This is a genomic window from Nitrospirillum amazonense (assembly GCF_029594735.1).
GTDB lineage: Bacteria > Pseudomonadota > Alphaproteobacteria > Azospirillales > Azospirillaceae > Nitrospirillum > Nitrospirillum amazonense.
Genome location: NZ_JARPAF010000002.1, coordinates 590,448 through 608,535, shown reverse-complemented (window position 1 = coordinate 608,535; position 18,088 = coordinate 590,448). Strand labels below are relative to the sequence as shown.

Here is an 18,088-nt window from a genome sequence, read left to right as displayed (position 1 = left end):
CCCGATGGATGGCGCATGACGGCTGGCCTTCCCAGCAGCAAAAGGCCGGCCGCGGGCTATTGTAAAGGCCGACGGCAAGGCACAACGCCGCCGCCACTCCTGGCTTCCAACCAAGCGAGACGGACAGGCCATGCATATAATCGTCAAAGGCAAGCAGCTAGACGTTGGCGAGTCCCTGCGCACCCATGTCGAGACCACACTGACAGGGTTGGTGGAGAAATATTTCAGCAGTCCACTTGAGGCGACCGTCGTGCTGTCGCGCGAGGCGCATCTGTACAAGGCGGACATCCAGGCCCACGTCGGCCGCGGCATCCTTCTGCAAGCCTATGCCGAAGCCACGGAACCCTATCCCGCCTTCGATGAGGCGGCGGAGCGCGTCGCCAAGCGCCTGCGACGCTATAAGCGCCGGTTGCGCGACCATCACCAGCGCGTGCATGGCGAGGCCGAGGCCGCCGTGCCGGCCCGAAAGTACATCATCAACGCCGACGCCCACGACGACGAGGCCGATGAAGGCGGTCAAGGGGCCGGCAGCCACAACGGGCACGCGGTGAACGGCAACGGTGCCGACCACCACCCCATGATCATCGCCGAGATGCAGACCAACATCGACATGCTGACGGTCAGCGAGGCGGTGATGCGCATGGACCTGGCGGATCTGCCGGCCCTGCTGTTCCGCAACCGCGCGCATGGCCATCTGAACATGGTCTATCGTCGGCCCGACGGGAACGTCGGCTGGGTCGATCCCTCCGACGGCAAGCCCACGGCCACCCACTGATCGGAACCTGCTGATCAGGATACGGCTTCCAGAGCTATCCCCGCCGACCTTGGCCCCATTGACCTCGGGGCGGGGATAGCCGAAGCTTGGAACCGGGGGTTGGGCGGAAAAGTTTGATAAACCTTTCCGCCCTATAAAACTTCAAGCGAAATGCCCGTGTAAGCGAGTGTGGTGGCAATGCCGTCCCAGTTTTTGTTGACGCCGATGGTCGAGCTTCTGAAGCCGGACGGCATTGTCGCCAATCTCAAGGCCTCCTCCAAAAAGCAGGTACTGCAGGAACTCGCCAAACGGGCCGCCGACCTGACGGGTCAGCATGAGCGGGCCATCTTCGACGTGCTGCTGGAGCGGGAGCGCCTGGGCACCACCGGCGTGGGCCGGGGCATCGCCATCCCCCATGGCAAGCTGCCCACCTTGCCCAAGGTCTGCGCCCTGTTCGCCCGCCTGGAACGGCCGGTGGATTTCGATTCCATCGATGAACAGCCGGTGGACCTGATCTGCCTGCTGCTGGCACCGGAATCGGCCGGCGCCGATCACCTGAAGGCCCTGGCCCTGGTCTCGCGCATGCTGCGCAACCCGCTATTCTGCGAGAAGCTACGCGGCGCCGACACCGCCGACGCCATCTACGCCCTGCTGACGCATACGGAAGCCAGCAACGCGGCGTAGGTCGTTTTCCTCAAGCGCCGGCAGGCCCGTCCGGGCCTTTGGCTATCCTCGATTTCCAGTCCGCTGCCGCTCCCCGGAAATCTCCGGCGGCCGCAGTCGCGGCCTACGGCGGCATGTGATCATGCCCCCGCTTGGGCGGTATTGACTGCCTGGGCCGTGTTGCCTATTTGGCCGCTGGTTGCCTCAGCGGCTGGCCCAGAGCAGGTAGTTGACGTCCAGGTCGCGGGCGTCCAGGCGGAAGGTGTCGTTGAAGGGGCTGTAGACCAGGCCCATGACCTCGCGCACCGTCAGGCCGGTGGCGCGCAGGCCGGCGGCCAGTTCCGACGGCTTCAGGAACTTGCGCCAGTCGTGGGTGCCGCGCGGCAGCCAGCGCAGGACGTATTCCGCGCCGATGATGGCCATCAGATAGGATTTGGGCGTGCGGTTCAGCGTCGCCATGACCAGCAGGCCCTCGGGCTTCATCAGGGCGGCCAGGCTGTCCAGGAACAGCGGCACGTCGGCCACGTGTTCCACCACCTCCAGCGACAGCACCGCGTCGAACGTCTCGCCGGCGGCCACCAGATCCTCCGCCGTGGTGTGGCGGTAGTCGACGGTAGTACCCGTCTCCATCGCGTGGGTGGCGGCGGTCTTCACGTTGCGCTCGGCGGCGTCGATGCCCACCACGTCGGCCCCCATCCGGGCCAGCGGTTCCGACAGCAGGCCGCCGCCGCAGCCAATATCGACCAGGCGCAGGCCCTGCAGCGGCTGGGGTGCCAGTGGATCGCGGCCGAAATGGGCGCAGATGCGGTCGCGCAAATATTCCAGGCGCACCGGGTTCAGCTTGTGCAGCGGCCGGAACTTGCCCGCCTCGTCCCACCATTCGGCGGCGATGGCGGAAAAGCGCTGGATTTCCCCGGGATCGACGGTGGTCGTGGCGGTCTGGCTCATCATAGGCACCCTTGAACGGAACGCACCCCAATGGGGAGCGCGGCGGAGTATGTGCCGCCCTCGCGGTCAACTCAACCGCGCCGGCTGAATGGCTGCACCCGGCCGGGCTCGCAGAAAGGCGGGGGACGCGACCGCGTCCGCGGGAACGTTTCAGGGGGCGTCGGCGGGCTGAAACGGGAGGATAAACCCTGCCCGGCGGATGCCGGCGCCCGGCGTTCAAGGGGGGCCATGACCACGAAATAGAAATGCTCTGTCGCCCGGTTTACGCAACCCTGACCTTTTATTGCCCATTTATTGCCTGGACGCGCCCGACAGGGTAAGGATAGCGCGCTTTCCGGAAAGCCTCGCGCCCGGGAGCCCCCTTGCATCCACCGGCTGGCGCCTGCCGGCCTCTCACAAGGCAGACACGGGTTATGGCACGCCTCGTTTTGAAGTTCGGCGGGACATCGGTCGGCACCATCGACCGGATTAAGAATGTCGCCCGCAAAGTGAAACAGGAGGTCGACGCCGGCCATGAGGTGGCGGTGGTCGTCTCCGCCATGTCGGGCGTGACCAACCAGCTGGTGGACTATGTGAAACAGGTCAGCCGCCTGGCGGACGAGCGCGAGTACGACGCCGTGGTCGCCTCGGGCGAGCAGGTGACCAGTGGCCTGCTTGCCATCGCCTTGCAGGAGATCGGCATCCCGGCCCGGTCGTGGCAGGGCTGGCAGATCCCCCTGATCACCGACGATGTGCACGGCAAGGCCCGCATCGAGCGCATCGAGTCCGGCGACCTGGTGGCCCGCATGGCCACCGGCGAGGTGGCCGTGGTGGCGGGCTTCCAAGGCGTGTCCAAGGATGGGCGCATCGCCACCCTGGGCCGCGGCGGCTCGGACACCTCGGCCGTGGCCCTGGCGGCGGCGGTCCAGGCCGAGCGCTGCGATATTTACACCGACGTGGATGGCGTCTACACCACCGACCCGCGCATCGTGACCAAGGCCCGCAAGCTGGGCCGCATCACGTACGAGGAAATGCTGGAGATGGCGTCCCTGGGCGCCAAGGTCCTGCAGACCCGGTCGGTGGAAATGGCGATGAAGCACCGGGTGCGTGTCCAGGTGCTGTCGACCTTCGAGGAAGCGGCCGGCAGCGCGTTGCCGGGAACTCTTGTCGTTGATGAGGACGAAATCGTGGAACAGGAACTGGTCAGCGGCATCGCCTACAGCCGGGATGAGGCGAAGGTGACCCTGGTGGGGGTGGAAGACCGGCCGGGCGTGGCCGCGGCCATTTTCGGCCCGCTCACCGACGCCGCCATCAACGTCGACATGATCGTGCAGAACGTGTCGGAAGACGGCACCACCACCGACATGACCTTCACCGTCACCAAGGCCGATCTGGACCGCACCGTGCAGGTGCTGGAGGGCGCCAAGGACGATTTGAAGTTCCGCCGCCTGATCGCCGACAGCAACGTGGTCAAGGTCTCGGTCATCGGCGTCGGCATGCGCAGCCACGCCGGCGTGGCCCAGCGCATGTTCAAGGCCCTGGCCGACCGCGGCATCAACATCCAGGTCATCTCCACCAGCGAGATCAAGGTCAGCGTCCTGATCGCCGAGGAGTACACCGAACTGGCATTGCGCGCCCTGCACACCGCTTACGGCCTGGACCAGGCATAAGCATCTGAGCGACACTCTGCCCCGGGGGACTGGAGAGCGTCCCCCGGGGCATTGTTGTTTTCAGAGGTTGTTTTAGGTTAGGGATCGGCGTCGTTCCCCCGCCGCGGGGCACCGGCCGCCGCATCACGGGCGCGGGTGATACATTTTTTCCGCCAAAAGGAAGCGTTTTTGATGTCGACCACCACCACGATTGGAACCGCTCGCGACAAGCTGGACGCGCTGTGGGCCCGTGGGCGCGATTTCCTGGGCACGGAGCTGGCCGTCATGGGCGGCGCGATGACCTGGGTGTCGGACGCCGGCCTGGTGGCCGCCATTTCCAACGGCGGCGGCTTCGGCGTGCTGGCCTGCGGCGCCATGACGCCCGAGATGCTGGCCCAGGAGATCGACGCCACCCGGGCGCTGACGGCGAAGCCCTTCGGCGTCAACCTCATCACCATGCACCCGCAGCTGGACACGCTGGCCGCCGTTTGCCTGGACCACGGCGTGCACCATGTCGTCCTGGCCGGCGGCCTGCCCCCGGCACCGGTGATCAAGCAGCTGAAGGACGGCGGCGCCAAGGTCGTGTGCTTCGCGCCGGCCCTGATCCTGGCCAAGAAGCTGGTGCGCATGGGCGTGGACGCCCTGGTGATCGAGGGCATGGAGGCCGGCGGCCATATCGGGCCCGTCGCCACCTCGGTCCTGGCGCAGGAGATCCTGCCGGAGATCCGGGACGTGCCCGTGTTCGTGGCCGGCGGCATCGGCCGGGGCGAGGCCATCGTGGCCTACCTGGAGCTGGGGGCCGCCGGTGTGCAGCTGGGCACCCGCTTCGTCTGCGCCACGGAGTCCCGCGCCCACCCCAATTTCAAGCGCGCCTTCATCCGTGCCAGTGCCCGCGACGCCATGCCGTCCGCCCAGCTGGACAGCCGCTTCCCGGTCATCCCGGTCCGCGCCCTGCAGAACGAGGGCACCCGCCGCTTCATGGATTTCCAGCGCGAGGTGGTGGAGCGTTTCAACCGCGGCGAGGTGGAGCAGAAGGACGCCCAGCTGGAGATCGAGCATTTCTGGGCCGGCGCCCTGCGCCGCGCCGTCATCGACGGCGACGTGGAAAACGGCAGCCTGATGGCCGGGCAGTCGGTGGGCATGGTGACGCGCGAGCAGCCGACGGCCGAGATCCTGGCCGAGCTGGTGGCCCAGGCGGAGGACGCCCTGGCCGGCCGGTACGGCCATGCCAAGGACACAGGGGAAGCGGGACCGGCGCTGGCGCTGGCGGGAGCGGCAGGCTAGTGGCACCGCATTCCGGAACTCCCCCCATCCTCATCGACCCGGGGCTTGAGGTTCCGGAAACCGGTTCCATCACCACTGATACCGCTACCGAACGCCGCCGGTCCGCCGACGCGGCCGGCGGCGCCCGGCGTCTGCTGGCCCGGCTGCGCGACGTCATGGCCGCCGGCGGCACCGCCCAGTCGCGGCTGGACAAGATCGTCATGCTGATCGCCGCCGAGATGGGGGCGGACGTCTGTTCCTGCTATGTCATGCGGGCGGGCGAGGTGTTGGAGCTGTTCGCCACCATCGGCCTGAACCTGGACGCCGTGCACAAGACGAGGCTGAGGGTGGGTGAGGGCCTGGTGGGCGACATCGCCGCCCACGCCCGGCCGGTGGCCCTGGCCAACGCGCCCAGCCATCCCAATTTCGCCTACCGTCCGGAAACGGGCGAAGACCCGTTCGACAGCTTCATGGGCGTGCCCATCCTGCGCGGCGGCCGCGTGCGCGGCGTGCTGGCCATCCAGCACATCGCGCGCCGCGCCTATGACGAGCAGGACGTGGAGACGCTGGAGACCATCGCCATGGTGGTCGCCGAGCTGGTGGCCACGGGCGAGCTGGTCGATAATCGCGAACTGCAGGTGGCCAACGACCTGGTGCTGCTGCCGTCCCGCCTGGACGGCGTCAGCCTGAACCGGGGCATCGCCATGGCCGTGGCCGTGCTGCACCGGCCGCAACTGACCATCCGCCAGATGGTGGCCGATGACCCGGAGCTGGAGCTGCGCCGCCTGCGCGAGGCGGTGGACAGCATGCACTCCGCCATCGACCGCCTGCTGATCCTGTCGGGCGAAACCGGCGGCGAGCATCACGAGATCATCGAAACCTATCGCATGTTCGCCACCGACCGTGGCTGGCTGTCGCGCATCCGCGAGGCCATCCGCACCGGCCTGACGGCGGAGGCGGCGGTGCAGCAGGTGCAGAACGACAACCGCGCCCGCATGGCGTCGGTAACCGACAGCTACATCCGCGAACGCCAGCTGGACCTGGACGACATCACCAACCGCCTGCTGCAGCATCTGGCCGGCCGCCAGGACAAGGCGGACGGCGGCACCCTGCCCGACGCGTTCGTGCTGGTGGCCCGCAACCTGGGGCCCGCCGAGCTGCTGGATTATGACAGCACCCGCCTGCGCGGCCTGGTGCTGGAGGAGGGGGCAGCCTACAGCCACGTGGCTATCGTGGCGCGGGCCCTGGACATCCCGGTGGTAGGGCAGTGCACCGGTGTGCTTAACCGCATCGACCCGCTGGACTTCGTCATCGTCGACGGCGACCACGGCCAGGTGTTCGTGCGCCCGGCGGAGGACATCACCGAGGCCTTCCTGAAAAGCATCGAGGTGGGGGAGGAGCGCAAGCGCGAGTTCGCCGCCGCCCGCAAGCTGGAGTCGGTGACGCGCGACGGCGTGGCCGTGCGCCTGATGCTGAACGCCGGCCTGTTGATCGACCTGCCCCACCTGCATGCCACCGGCGCCGACGGCATCGGCCTGTACCGCACCGAAATCCCCTTCATGGTGCGGCACACCTATCCCGACACCGCCGTGCAGAAGGAGACCTACGCCAAGGTGCTGGACGAGGCGGACGGCAAGCCCGTCACCTTCCGCACCCTGGACGTGGGCGGCGACAAGACCCTGCCCTACTTCCCCGACCTGGGTGAGGAGAACCCGGCCCTGGGCTGGCGCGCCATTCGCATCGGCCTGGATCGTCCCGCCATGCTGCGCAAGCAGCTGCGGGCATTGCTGTGGGCGGCCTCGGGCCGCGACCTGCGGGTGATGTTCCCCATGGTAGCCGAGGTGTCGGAGTTCCTCCGCGCCCGCCGCGTGCTGGACCTGGAACTGCGCCGGCTGGAGCAGGATGGCGTGGCCCGCCCCCGCGACCTGAAGGTGGGCGTGATGATGGAGGTGCCGGCCCTGCTGTTCCAGCTGGACGCGCTGCTGCCCCACATCGATTTCATGTCCGTGGGATCCAACGACCTGCTGCAGTACCTGTTCGCCAGCGACCGCGGCAATCCCATGCTGAACAACCGCTATGACCTGCTGTCGCCGGCCATGCTGTCGGTGCTGCGCATGCTGGTGCGGCGGTGCGATGAGGCCGGGGTGCAGCTGTCGCTGTGCGGCGAGATGGCCAGCCGGCCCCTGGACGCCATGGCCCTACTGGGCTGCGGCTTCCGCACCCTGTCGATGAGCCCTGGCGCCTTCGGCGAGATCAAGACCATGATCCGCTCGGTCGACGTGGGCGTGCTGCAGCGGTTCCTGGACAGCCTGCTGGGGCGCCCCGACCGGTCGTTGCGCCAGCACCTGCTGGCCTTCGCCCGCGACCACGGCGTGCGGCTCTAGCCAATCTAATTAATTCTGACGGCACGATGGTTGCGGTACCGCGGCGCCCTTGATAAGACTCCCCCGTCAACGACGGTTGGGTAATATTCGAACCGGCGGTTGGGACAATTCAAATACGAATTCCGGGTGCCCTCTGGGGCCTTCTGTGCTGGGACCGCCGTCATGACTGAACGCCGCGACCGTTATCGGGACATGATCGACGCTGGCCGCGCCGCCGAACCACAGGCGCCGCGCGAAACCGTGGGCGACATCCTGCGCATGCGGCGCGAGGAACTGGGCTATGACCTGACGGGCGTGGCCAACGTCCTGCGCATCCGCCGCCCCTATCTGGAAGCCATCGAGGACGGCCGTTATGGCGACCTGCCGGGCCAGGCCTACATCCTGGGCTTCCTGCGCAGCTACGCCGACCTGCTGGGCATCGATTCGGGTGACCTGCTGAACCGCTTCAAGGATGAGACGGCGGGCCACGTCCGGCCGGCGGAACTGTACCTGCCCATCCCAGTCAGCGAGAACCGGGTGCCCAGCGGCGCGCTGATCGTGGGCGCCGTCGTGCTGGCCGCGGCCCTCTATGGCGGATGGTACCTCTATTCCTCCGCCGACCGCAGCGCCCTGGACCTGGTGCCCAAGCTGCCGGAGCGGCTGGCCCACCTGACGGGCAACAGCGACGCCTCCTCCCCGCCGCCGGCCAACGTGCTGCCGGCCCCCGCAGTGCAAGCCCTGCTGAACCAGGCGCAGCCCACGGCGCCGGAGGTGGGGGCCGCCCCCGACGCCACCGCGCCGCTGCCCGACGCGATGCCCGGCCCCGTGCCCGCGGCCCCCGCCAATGCCCAGGTCGCCCCGCAGGCGCCGGCGACCAATGCCCCCGCAGGCCAGGGGACCGCCGCGCCGACCGCCGCGCCGGGCAAGATCGCGACGGCGCCGCAGCCGGCCGCGCCCCAGCAAACAACCTCGGCACCGGTGGCGTCCGAGGCGCCGGATGACGAGGCGCCGCAGATGCCCGACCTGGGCCAGCCCAAGACCGCCGCCGCCGATCCGGATACCGCCCCGGCCGACGCCAGCATGCGCCCCGACACCACCGCCCCCGGGACGGCGCCGGCCCCCGCCAAGGGCCGCGTCTTCGGCCAGACCGGTCCCGCCCGCGTGGTGGTGCGCGCCACGGACGAAAGCTGGATCCAAGTGCGCGACGCCAAGGGCACGCTGTGGGCGTCCCGCGTGCTGCACCCGGGCGACAGCTTCCGCGCCCCCGACGTGCCTGGCCTGACCCTGGAAACCGGCAACGCCGGCGGCGTGGTCGTCAGCCTGGACGGCAAGGACCTGGCCGCCCTGGGCGCCAAGGGCCAGGTGGTGCGCAGCTATCCCCTGCAACCGGATGATCTACAGGCTCGGGTGACTCACTGATGGCTTCCCTGTTTCGCAGCAAGGCGGCCGTCGCCGCCTGTCTTTCCGCCTGCGTGGCCCTGGCCGTGGGCGTGGGCCTGGCACCCCAGTTGGCCCAGGCCGAAGGCCGCACCCGCCAGGTCGAGGTGGACGTGGCCAAGGCGACCCAGCCACTGGACCGCTTCTACGACCTGTCCGTCGGGTCCGACTACCCGGGCACCCTGATGCGGCCGGACAGCATGGCGCAGCTGAAGACCACCCAGGACGAGCTGGGCTTCCGCTACATCCGCTTCCACGCCATCTTCCACGACGTGCTGGGCACGGTGAAGGCCGAGAACGGCACCATCACCTATGATTGGAGCAAGATCGACCAGCTGTACGACGACCTGAAGGCGCGCGGGCTGAAGCCTTTCGTCGAGCTGGGCTTCACGCCCAAGGCCATGGCGACGTCGGAGAACAAGATCTTCTATTGGGAGGGCAACACCTCCCACCCCCGGCCCAACGCCTGGCGCGACCTGATCACCGCCTTCGTCCAGCACATCGAAGCCCGCTATGGCCAGGCCGAGGTGCGCAGCTGGTTCTTCGAGGTGTGGAACGAGCCCAACCTGTCCGGCTTCTGGGAAGGCGGCGACCAGCAGGCGTATTTCGCCCTGTACGACCTGACGGCCAACACCATGAAGGCCATCGACCCGGAATTGCGCGTGGGCGGCCCCGCCACGGCCGGCGCCGCCTGGGTCCCGGAATTCCTGGACCATGTGGCCAAGAGCGGCGCGCCCGTGGACTTCGTCACCACCCACACCTATGGCGTGGACGGCGGCTTCCTGGATGAGGCGGGCAAGGCCGACACCAAGCTGTCACCTTCCCCCGACGCCATCGTGGGCGACGTGCGCAAGGTGCGCGAGCAGATCGCCGCCTCGCGCTTCCCCACCCTGCCGCTCTATTTCACGGAGTGGAGCACCAGCTACACCCCGCGTGACCTGGTGCATGACAGCTACGTCAGCGCGCCCTACATCCTGGCCAAGCTGAAGGCCAGCCAGGGCATGGTCCAGGGCATGAGCTACTGGACCTACAGCGATCTGTTCGAGGAACCCGGCCCGCCCACCGCCCCGTTCGAGGGCGGCTTCGGCCTGATGAACCGCGAGGGCATCCGCAAGCCGGCCTACTTCGCTTACAAGTACCTGCACGCCCTGCAAGGCCAGGCGGTGCCGGTGACGGACGGCCAGGCGATGGCGTCTGCGACGGAGGGCAAGGCCGCCGCCCTGGTGTGGGATTTCCAGCAACCGCACCAGCCCGTCAGCAACCGGTCCTTCTACAGCAAGATCGTCCCAAACAAGGCCGCCCCGTCGGTCAAGGTCTCGTTCCGGGGCCTGAAGCCCGGCAGGTACCGCCTGGCGGTGCACCGCACCGGCTTCCGCGCCAACGACGCCTATTCCGCCTACATTGACATGGGCGCGCCCAAGTCCCTGTCACCGGAACAGCTGGCCAAGTTGACCGACCTGACGCGCGACCTGCCGGAGGCGGACAAGACCGTGACCGTGGGGGCCGACGGCCGCTTCGCCACCACCCTGCCCATGCACAGCAACGACATCATGCTGGTCACGCTGGACAGGCCCGCCGGGGACCAGGCCGCCGGCGGCAAATAGGTCAACCGCGTCGGCCGCTTAACCATTATGCACCGCGCCGTCCCGCACACGGCGCGGTGAAGCCTTGTGCGATGGCCTCTTGATCCCGGGGCCTTCCGGCAGCACTTTACCGATCAAATTCCCCCATGAGGCCAGTTCCCATGTCCACCTCCCATCGTGCGTATCGCCAGATCCTGCGCCGGACCTCCCGTCAGATTCGTGTCGGCAACGTCCTGGTCGGTGGCGACGCGCCGATCTCCGTCCAGACCATGACCAACACCCTGACCGCCGACGCCAAGGCGACGATCGAGCAGGTGTTGCGGGCAGAAGAGGCCGGCGCCGACATGGTCCGCGTCTCCTGCCCCGACGAGGAATCGACGGCGGCGCTGAAAGAGATCGTGAAGGCGGTGCACGTGCCCATCGTGGCCGACATCCACTTCCACTATAAGCGCGCCATCGAGGCCGCCGAGGCCGGTGCCGCCTGCCTGCGCATCAACCCCGGCAACATCGGTTCCGCCGACCGGGTGCGAGAGGTGGTGCAGGCCGCCAAGGACCATGGCTGCGCCATGCGCATCGGCGTCAACGCCGGCTCGCTGGAGCGCGAGCTGCTGGAGCGCTATGGCGAGCCCTGCCCCGAAGCCCTGGTGGAAAGCGCCCTGACCCACGCCAAGATCCTGGAAGACCATGACTTCCGGGAGTTCAAGATTTCCGTGAAGGCCTCGGACGTATTCCTGGCCGTGGCCGCCTACCAGGGTTTGGCCGAGGCCTGCGACTATCCCCTGCACATCGGCATCACCGAGGCCGGCGGCCTGCGCGCCGGCACCGTGAAGTCCTCGATCGGCCTGGGCATGCTGCTGTGGTCGGGCATCGGCGACACCATCCGCGTGTCGCTGTCCGCCCCCCCGGAGGAGGAGGTCAAGGTCGGCTTCGAGATGCTGAAGTCGCTGGGCCTGCGCCGGCGCGGCGTCACCGTCATCTCCTGCCCGTCCTGCGCCCGCCAGCAGTTCGACGTCATCAAGACGGTCGAGGTGCTGGAGGAGCGGCTGGCCCACATCACCACCCCCATGACCGTGTCGGTCATCGGCTGCGTGGTGAACGGCCCGGGCGAGGCCACCATGACCGATATCGGCTTCACCGGCGGCGGCAAGGGCGTGCACCAGGTGTTCCTGGCGGGCCAGCCAGCCCACCGCCTGAAGGACGAGAGCATCGTCGACCACCTGGTGTCGCTGGTGGAAAAGAAGGCCGAGGAGATCAAGGCCGCCCAGGCCGCCGAAGCCGCCGCTGCCGCTGAGTAACATGGAAGTGCGCGGCATGGGCTTTTGCTCATGCCGCTAGGCCCCAAGTGGGGCCGCCGGAGCTTTTTGGGAAGCGAAGCGGACTGAAAAGCGAGGAAGCCAAGCGGCCGGATGGCCGCGCCCGGCGCTTGAGGGCTTTAGTCAGCCCGGACACGGGATGACGGAACAACCATGACCACCACATTGGAAGAACGGTTCGGGGACACGCTGGCCAAGCTGTCGGCCCGGCATGACGAGCTGCGCGACGCCCTGGCAACGGGCACGCTGGCGGCCGACGCCTACACCCGCATGAGCAAGGAATTCGCGGAGCTGACGCCGGTGGCCGAGTCTATCGCCGAGCTGCGCCGCGCCCGGTCCGACCTGGCCGAGTTGGCCCGCATGGCGGAAGCGGAGTCCGATCCAGAGATGCGGGAGCTGGCGCAGGAGGAACTGATCCAAGCGGAGAAGGCCCTGCCTGGGCTGGAGCGCCAGGTCATGCTGGCCCTGCTGCCCAAGGATGCCGCCGACGACAAGAACGCCATGTTGGAGGTGCGCGCCGGCACCGGTGGCGACGAGGCGGCCCTGTTCGCCGCCAACCTGTTCGACATGTACCGCCGCTACGCCGCCATCCAGGGCTGGCGTTTCGAGGTCATTGAGATCTCGGAGACCGGCCTGGGCGGCTATAAGGAAGCCATCGCCAGCATTTCCGGGCGGGGCGTGTTCCGTCGGCTGAAGTTCGAATCGGGCGTGCACCGGGTGCAGCGCGTGCCGGCGACCGAGACTCAGGGCCGCATCCACACCTCCGCCGCCACCGTGGCCGTGTTGCCCGAGGCGGAGGAGGTGGATATCCAGATCGACGAGAAGGACCTGCGCATCGACGTGTTCCGCTCGTCCGGTCCGGGCGGCCAGTCGGTCAACACCACCGACAGCGCCGTGCGCATCACCCACCTGCCCACCGGCCTGGTGGTCAGCCAGCAGGACGAAAAGTCACAGCACAAGAACAAGGCCAAGGCCCTGCGTGTGCTGCGGTCCCGCCTGTATGACCTGCAGCGCAGCGCCCTGGACGCGGAACGCGCGGCCAACCGCAAGAGCCAGGTGGGCAGCGGCGACCGCTCCGAACGCATTCGCACCTACAACTTCCCCCAAGGCCGGGTGACCGACCACCGCATCAACCTGACGCTCTACAAGATCGATAAGGTCATGGCGGGCGAGGCCCTGGATGAGGTGGTGGAGGCGCTGATCGCCCAGGACGAGGCCGAGCGCCTGGCCGAACTTCAGTGAGCGGTCCCCTTCTCCTCCGTGATGTCTTAAAAACGGCCGAGGAACGCCTCGCCGCGGCCGGCTGCGCCAGCCCCCGGCTGGACGTGCGCCTGCTGGCGGAGGAGGCGCTGGGCTGGTCGCGCACCGCCCTGCTGCTGGACGGTGATCGACCGGTATCGGCCGAAGCCCAGGCCGCCCTGGCCACCCTGGTCGATCGTCGCGCCGCACGGGAACCGGTGTCGCGCATTCTGGGCAAGCGGGAGTTCTGGAGCCTGGAGTTCCGCCTGGCGCCGGACACGCTGGACCCCCGGCCCGATACCGAGACCCTGGTGGAAACCGCGTTGCGCCACCTGCCCGACGGCCAGCGCCCCCGGCGCCTGCTGGACCTGGGCACGGGCAGTGGCTGCATCCTGCTGGCGCTGCTGTCCGAGCTGCCAGGCGCCTGGGGCCTGGGCGTGGACATCGCCCCCGGCGCCGCCCGTGCCGCCGCGGCCAACGCGAAGGCCCTGGGATTCGCCAGCCGCAGCGCCTTCCTGGTCGGCAGCTGGACAGACGCGCTGGGTGCGGGAGCGCGCTTCGACGCCATCGTGTCCAACCCGCCCTACATCCCGGCCGCCGACATCGCCGGCCTGGAGCCGGAGGTGCGGACCTTCGATCCCATGCGCGCGCTGGACGGCGGCGCCGATGGGCTGGATCCGTACCGTCACCTGGCCGCTGTGGCCGGCGACCTGCTGCTGCCCAGCGGTCTGCTGGCGGTGGAACATGGCGCCGGCCAGGGGGCCGACGTGGCGGCCCTGTTCGCCGCCGCGGGCCTCGAGGTGCTGGAACGGGTGGACGATTTGGCCGGGCACGACCGGGTGGTCGCCGCCCGGCGGCTTGGCTGATTCCCCAAAAGACCAAGGCTCCTGACCACTTGCGCCAACCGCGCAGGGCGGCATCGCCAAAAAAAATGTTGGATTAGCGGGATTCAGCGTTTAGGGTCATTTTGCGTGGTGAAGGCCGAAGGGGCGACGCGCCAGGTTCGAAACGGGGGACACCGTTATAGGGGCCGGGCTAGCGTTCATGGGCCGATGATGATCACCACGGCATGCCAGTTTGCCCAGCATGGTCGATCCGGTTTCCTTCCGGGTTACGGTGTGGATTCCGGGATCGGATGCGGTGGCGCGGATGATGATGTCCGCCCCCTTGGCACGGCATGCATCGAACTCCAACGGGGCTAGAGCAGCAGTCGGATGAGACAGGGACCGAACTCCAGGCGTTCGCGTGGACGCGGCGGTAACAACGGTGGCAATGCCGGCGGCAACGGCGGCGGCAATGGCGGTGGCAACAACGGTGGCGGCAATAACCGCCGCCAGAACGTGCCCCTGCGCCATCAGACCTTTGACAGCAACGGCCCGGATGTGCGCATCCGCGGCAACGCCTTCCAGGTGCATGAGAAGTACTTGGCCCTGGCCCGTGACGCCCAGTCGTCCGGCGACCGGGTGGCGGCGGAAAACTATCTGCAGCATGCGGAGCACTATTTCCGCATCATCACGCAGATCAACGAGTCCGAACAGCGCCAGCGCGGCGGCGAGCCCAGGGGCTACCAGCCCCAGCCGGGCTACGACGACGCCGAGGGCGGCGATACGGCCGACGACGGCGAGGGCGATGCCCAGGCCGAAGACGAGCGCGAGCCGCTGAGCGCTTGATCTTAAAAAGCCCCGCCTGACAGCGGGGCTTTTTTGTTGTCTCAGGCGCCGGCGGCGCATCCGCGCCTTGGCTTGTCCTCGTTTTGCAGTCCACTGCGTTCCGCGCAAAACTCCGGCGGACGCGGTCGCGTCCTTGTCGCTTCGCTCCGAAAAAGGAGGGGCCCTGGAAGGGACGGGACATAGGCCCTATGCGGCCACAGCGCGAGCCGCCCCTTGTCCGCGACAGGACCGGTCGTTATTCTGCGCCTCCGTGAAACAAAAAGACCCGCCGCACGGGTTTTGGTGTTTCGGAAATGTCGGTCCGCATCAGAGTGAAGATCCATGGGCAAGCCGCGCACCCTCTATGACAAGATCTGGGACAGCCACGTCGTCCACCGCCAGGAAGACGGCACCTGCGTGCTCTACATCGATCTCCACCTCGTGCATGAGGTGACCAGCCCGCAGGCCTTCGAAGGTCTGCGCATGGCCGGCCGCAAGGTGCGCCGCCCATCCGCCACCCTGGCCGTTGCCGACCACAACGTTCCCACCAGCCACGACCGCCTGGCCGGCATCAAGAACGAGGAAAGCCGCATCCAGGTGGAGCAGCTGGCCATCAACACCAAGGAATTCGGCGTCGACTACTACGACATGTCCGACATCCGCCAGGGCATCGTCCACGTCGTGGGGCCGGAGCAGGGACTGACCCAGCCGGGCATGACCATCGTCTGCGGCGACAGCCACACCGCCACCCACGGTGCGTTCGGCGCCCTGGCCTTCGGCATCGGCACGTCGGACGTGGAACACGTGCTGGCCACGCAGACCCTGCTGCTGAAGCCGTCCAAGAACATGCGCATCAGCGTGGATGGCGAGCTGCCCGTGGGCGTGACCGCCAAGGACGTGGTGCTGGCTATCATCGGCAAGATCGGCACCGCCGGCGGCACCGGCCACGTCATCGAGTTCGCCGGCTCCGTCATCCGGGGCCTGTCCATGGAAGGCCGCATGACGGTCTGCAACATGGCCATCGAGGCAGGGGCCCGCGCCGGCCTGATCGCCCCGGACGAGACCACGTTCGCGTACCTGAAGGGCCGTCCGCAGGCGCCCAAGGCCGCAACCTGGGAGCAGGCCGTCAACTGGTGGAAGAGCCTGCCCTCGGACGAGGGTGCGGTGTACGACCGCGAGGTCGTGCTGAAGGCCGAGGACATCGCCCCCATGGTGACCTGGGGCACCAGCCCGCAGGACGTGCTGCCCATCACCGCCGCCGTGCCCAACCCCGCCGACGAGGCGGATGAGCACCGCCGCGCCGCCATGGAACGCGCGCTGAAGTACATGGGGCTGGAAGCCGGCACCCCGCTGGACGCCATCCCCGTGGACAAGGTCTTCATCGGCAGCTGCACCAACAGCCGCATCGAGGACCTGCGCGCCGCCGCCAAGGTGGTGGAAGGCCGCCATGTGAAGGATGGCATCTACGCCATGGTGGTCCCGGGGTCCGGCCTGGTGAAGGAACAGGCCGAGTCCGAGGGCCTGGACAAGGTGTTCACCGCCGCCGGCTTCGACTGGCGGGAGCCCGGCTGTTCCATGTGCCTGGCCATGAACGACGACAAGCTGAAGCCGGGTGAGCGCTGCGCCAGCACCTCCAACCGCAACTTCGAGGGCCGCCAGGGCCCCGGCGGCCGCACCCATCTGGTGAGCCCCGAGATGGCAGCCGCCGCGGCATTGACCGGCAAGCTGACGGATGTGCGCACGCTGAACTGAGCGAACGCATCGGTGCGATGTGAGCGACGGCGCGGAGCTCCAGAGGGTCCGCGCCGTTCGCTTACGTAAAGGTTCCCTCAGTCACCCGGCGGCCACATCCGTCGCGTTGGCTTCCTCGATTTCCAGTCCGCCATGCTCCCCGGAAAGCTCCGGCGGATGCGGTCGCATCCCACAGCGGCATGCTCATGTCGCTGGCGTCGTTCGGCTGCGATAACGGTAGCTGCGCCAGCCCAGCCGCAGCTGGTCGGTCAGCAGGGCCAGCGCAGGCGAGATGTCCGGCTTGGCCGGCTGCCCACGGCCCAGGCGGCGCAACTGGGCCTTCACCACCGCCATGGTGCCCATGGCCGCCAGGGTCTTGCGTTCCCAGCGGATGGGCGGCAACGCCGCCTCCACCCCCTGCCCGCGCTGCCAGGCGCGGGGTAGGCCAGGGTTCAGCGCCAGGGCGGTGGCCATGCCAGCCATGGCCACGCCGCTGTCCACCACCCGGGCCGCCACCTCCACCCGGCGGATGCCGCCCGTCACCATGAGCGGCATCCGCGCCACCTGATTGATGTCGGCGGCGAATTCCAGGAAATAAGCCTCGCGCGCCAGCGTCCGGCCGTCGCGGGTCTTTTCCGATGTCCCTGGCCCCTGCATGGCCGGCGCCTCGTAGGAACCGCCCGACAGTTCCACCAGATCGACGGCCAGGTCGTTCAGCCAGGCGACCACTTGGCGCGCCTCCTCCGGCGCGAAGCCGCCACGCTGGAAATCGGCGGAGTTCAGCTTCACCGCCACGCAGAAGCCGGGGCTGATGGCGGCGCGCACCGCCCGCACCACGTCCAGCAGCAGCCGCGCCCGATTCTCCAACGGCCCGCCCCAGCAATCGTCACGCCGGTTGGTCAAGGGCGACAGGAACTGGCTCAGCAGATAGCCGTGGGCGGCATGGATCTGCACGCCGGTGAAGCCCGCCTGTTCCGCCAGTGCTGCGGTCTGGGCGAAGCGGCGGGTGACGTCAGCGATGTCCGCCTCGGACATGGCGCGGGGCACCGCGAACAGCTTGGAGTAGGAACCGAGGTCCAGGGCCACGGCGGATGGCGCCACCGTTTCCTGGCCCAGGCTGGCGCGCATCTGCCGGCCGGGATGGTTGATCTGCATCCACAACTGCCCGCCGCCGGCTCGCCCGGCCTCCGCCCACTGTCGGAAGGGGCCCAGGTCGGCCCCCTGCTCCAGCACCACGCCGGCGGGGCCGGTCATGGCGCGGCGGTCGATCATGACGTTGCCGGTGATCAGCAGGCCGGCCCCGCCCTCCGCCCAGGTGCGGTAGAGGCGGATGAGGGTGGGCGACGGGCGATGGTCCGCTGTCGCCATGTTCTCCTCCATCGCCGCCTTGGCCAGGCGGTTGGGGATGATGGCGCGGTTGGGCAGGACCAGGGGCTGGAAAAGGGTGGGGACGGGCATGGCTGCGACGGTCATTCGGTTGACGGTCCCCCGACCCTAAGCTTAAAGTGAACTTTAAG

The 18,088-nt window shown here is 68.3% G+C and carries 14 protein-coding genes; 12 read left to right on the top strand and 2 right to left on the bottom strand.

The genetic code is table 11. The annotated features are described in order from the left end of the window. Window positions 1-130 precede the first annotated feature (130 nt). Window positions 131-775: a ribosome hibernation-promoting factor, HPF/YfiA family gene (gene hpf / locus P5F91_RS08960; RefSeq protein WP_088870641.1), complete on the top strand. Its 645-nt coding sequence runs from the start codon at window positions 131-133 to the stop codon at window positions 773-775. A 204-nt stretch (window positions 776-979) separates the two neighbouring features. Beyond that, window positions 980-1,438, top strand: coding sequence for a PTS IIA-like nitrogen regulatory protein PtsN (gene ptsN, locus P5F91_RS08955; protein ID WP_040844426.1), 459 nt, complete (start codon window positions 980-982; stop codon window positions 1,436-1,438). Window positions 1,439-1,621: 183 nt separating this feature from the next. Here the strand turns inward: ptsN and ubiG are convergent, their stop codons facing one another. Then, entirely contained in the window at window positions 1,622-2,365 is a 744-nt protein-coding gene (gene ubiG / locus P5F91_RS08950) for a bifunctional 2-polyprenyl-6-hydroxyphenol methylase/3-demethylubiquinol 3-O-methyltransferase UbiG (protein ID WP_145610607.1), read from the bottom strand. Between the two features lie 413 nt (window positions 2,366-2,778). Here ubiG and P5F91_RS08945 point away from each other — a divergent pair, with 413 nt between their 5' ends. From P5F91_RS08945 to leuC, 10 genes are all read left to right on the top strand, one after another. Beyond that, on the top strand, window positions 2,779-4,014 hold the full coding sequence (locus P5F91_RS08945) for an aspartate kinase (RefSeq protein WP_145610608.1): 1,236 nt from the start codon (window positions 2,779-2,781) through the stop codon (window positions 4,012-4,014). Between the two features lie 171 nt (window positions 4,015-4,185). Then, on the top strand, window positions 4,186-5,277 hold the full coding sequence (locus P5F91_RS08940; RefSeq protein ID WP_145610609.1) for an NAD(P)H-dependent flavin oxidoreductase: 1,092 nt from the start codon (window positions 4,186-4,188) through the stop codon (window positions 5,275-5,277). A gap of 155 nt (window positions 5,278-5,432) precedes the next feature. Beyond that, complete coding sequence (gene ptsP, locus P5F91_RS08935) at window positions 5,433-7,640, top strand: phosphoenolpyruvate--protein phosphotransferase (protein ID WP_277907868.1); 2,208 nt, start codon at window positions 5,433-5,435, stop codon at window positions 7,638-7,640. 162 nt (window positions 7,641-7,802) lie between these two features. Then, window positions 7,803-9,038: a helix-turn-helix domain-containing protein gene (locus P5F91_RS08930; protein WP_145610610.1), complete on the top strand. Its 1,236-nt coding sequence runs from the start codon at window positions 7,803-7,805 to the stop codon at window positions 9,036-9,038. Then, window positions 9,038-10,660: a GH39 family glycosyl hydrolase gene (locus P5F91_RS08925; RefSeq protein WP_277907036.1), complete on the top strand. Its 1,623-nt coding sequence runs from the start codon at window positions 9,038-9,040 to the stop codon at window positions 10,658-10,660. Before P5F91_RS08930 ends, P5F91_RS08925 begins: the two co-directional genes overlap by 1 nt. A gap of 140 nt (window positions 10,661-10,800) precedes the next feature. Beyond that, complete coding sequence (gene ispG, locus P5F91_RS08920) at window positions 10,801-11,934, top strand: flavodoxin-dependent (E)-4-hydroxy-3-methylbut-2-enyl-diphosphate synthase (RefSeq protein WP_145610611.1); 1,134 nt, start codon at window positions 10,801-10,803, stop codon at window positions 11,932-11,934. Window positions 11,935-12,105: 171 nt separating this feature from the next. Then, window positions 12,106-13,194, top strand: a complete 1,089-nt coding sequence (gene prfA / locus P5F91_RS08915; RefSeq protein WP_145610612.1) for a peptide chain release factor 1 — start codon at window positions 12,106-12,108, stop codon at window positions 13,192-13,194. Next, on the top strand, window positions 13,191-14,057 hold the full coding sequence (gene prmC / locus P5F91_RS08910; protein WP_145610613.1) for a peptide chain release factor N(5)-glutamine methyltransferase: 867 nt from the start codon (window positions 13,191-13,193) through the stop codon (window positions 14,055-14,057). Before prfA ends, prmC begins: the two co-directional genes overlap by 4 nt. Before the next feature lie 348 nt (window positions 14,058-14,405). After that, on the top strand, window positions 14,406-14,861 hold the full coding sequence (locus P5F91_RS08905; RefSeq protein WP_145610614.1) for a DUF4167 domain-containing protein: 456 nt from the start codon (window positions 14,406-14,408) through the stop codon (window positions 14,859-14,861). A 321-nt stretch (window positions 14,862-15,182) separates the two neighbouring features. Further along, entirely contained in the window at window positions 15,183-16,592 is a 1,410-nt protein-coding gene (gene leuC / locus P5F91_RS08900) for a 3-isopropylmalate dehydratase large subunit (RefSeq protein ID WP_145610615.1), read from the top strand. Between the two features lie 183 nt (window positions 16,593-16,775). On the opposite strand, the gene P5F91_RS08895 is transcribed toward leuC, so the two are convergent. After that, window positions 16,776-18,044 carry an NADH:flavin oxidoreductase/NADH oxidase family protein gene (locus P5F91_RS08895; RefSeq protein ID WP_246134374.1) on the bottom strand — a complete coding sequence of 423 codons (1,269 nt, stop codon included), beginning with the start codon at window positions 18,042-18,044 and terminating at the stop codon, window positions 16,776-16,778. Between the last annotated feature and the right edge of the window lie 44 nt (window positions 18,045-18,088).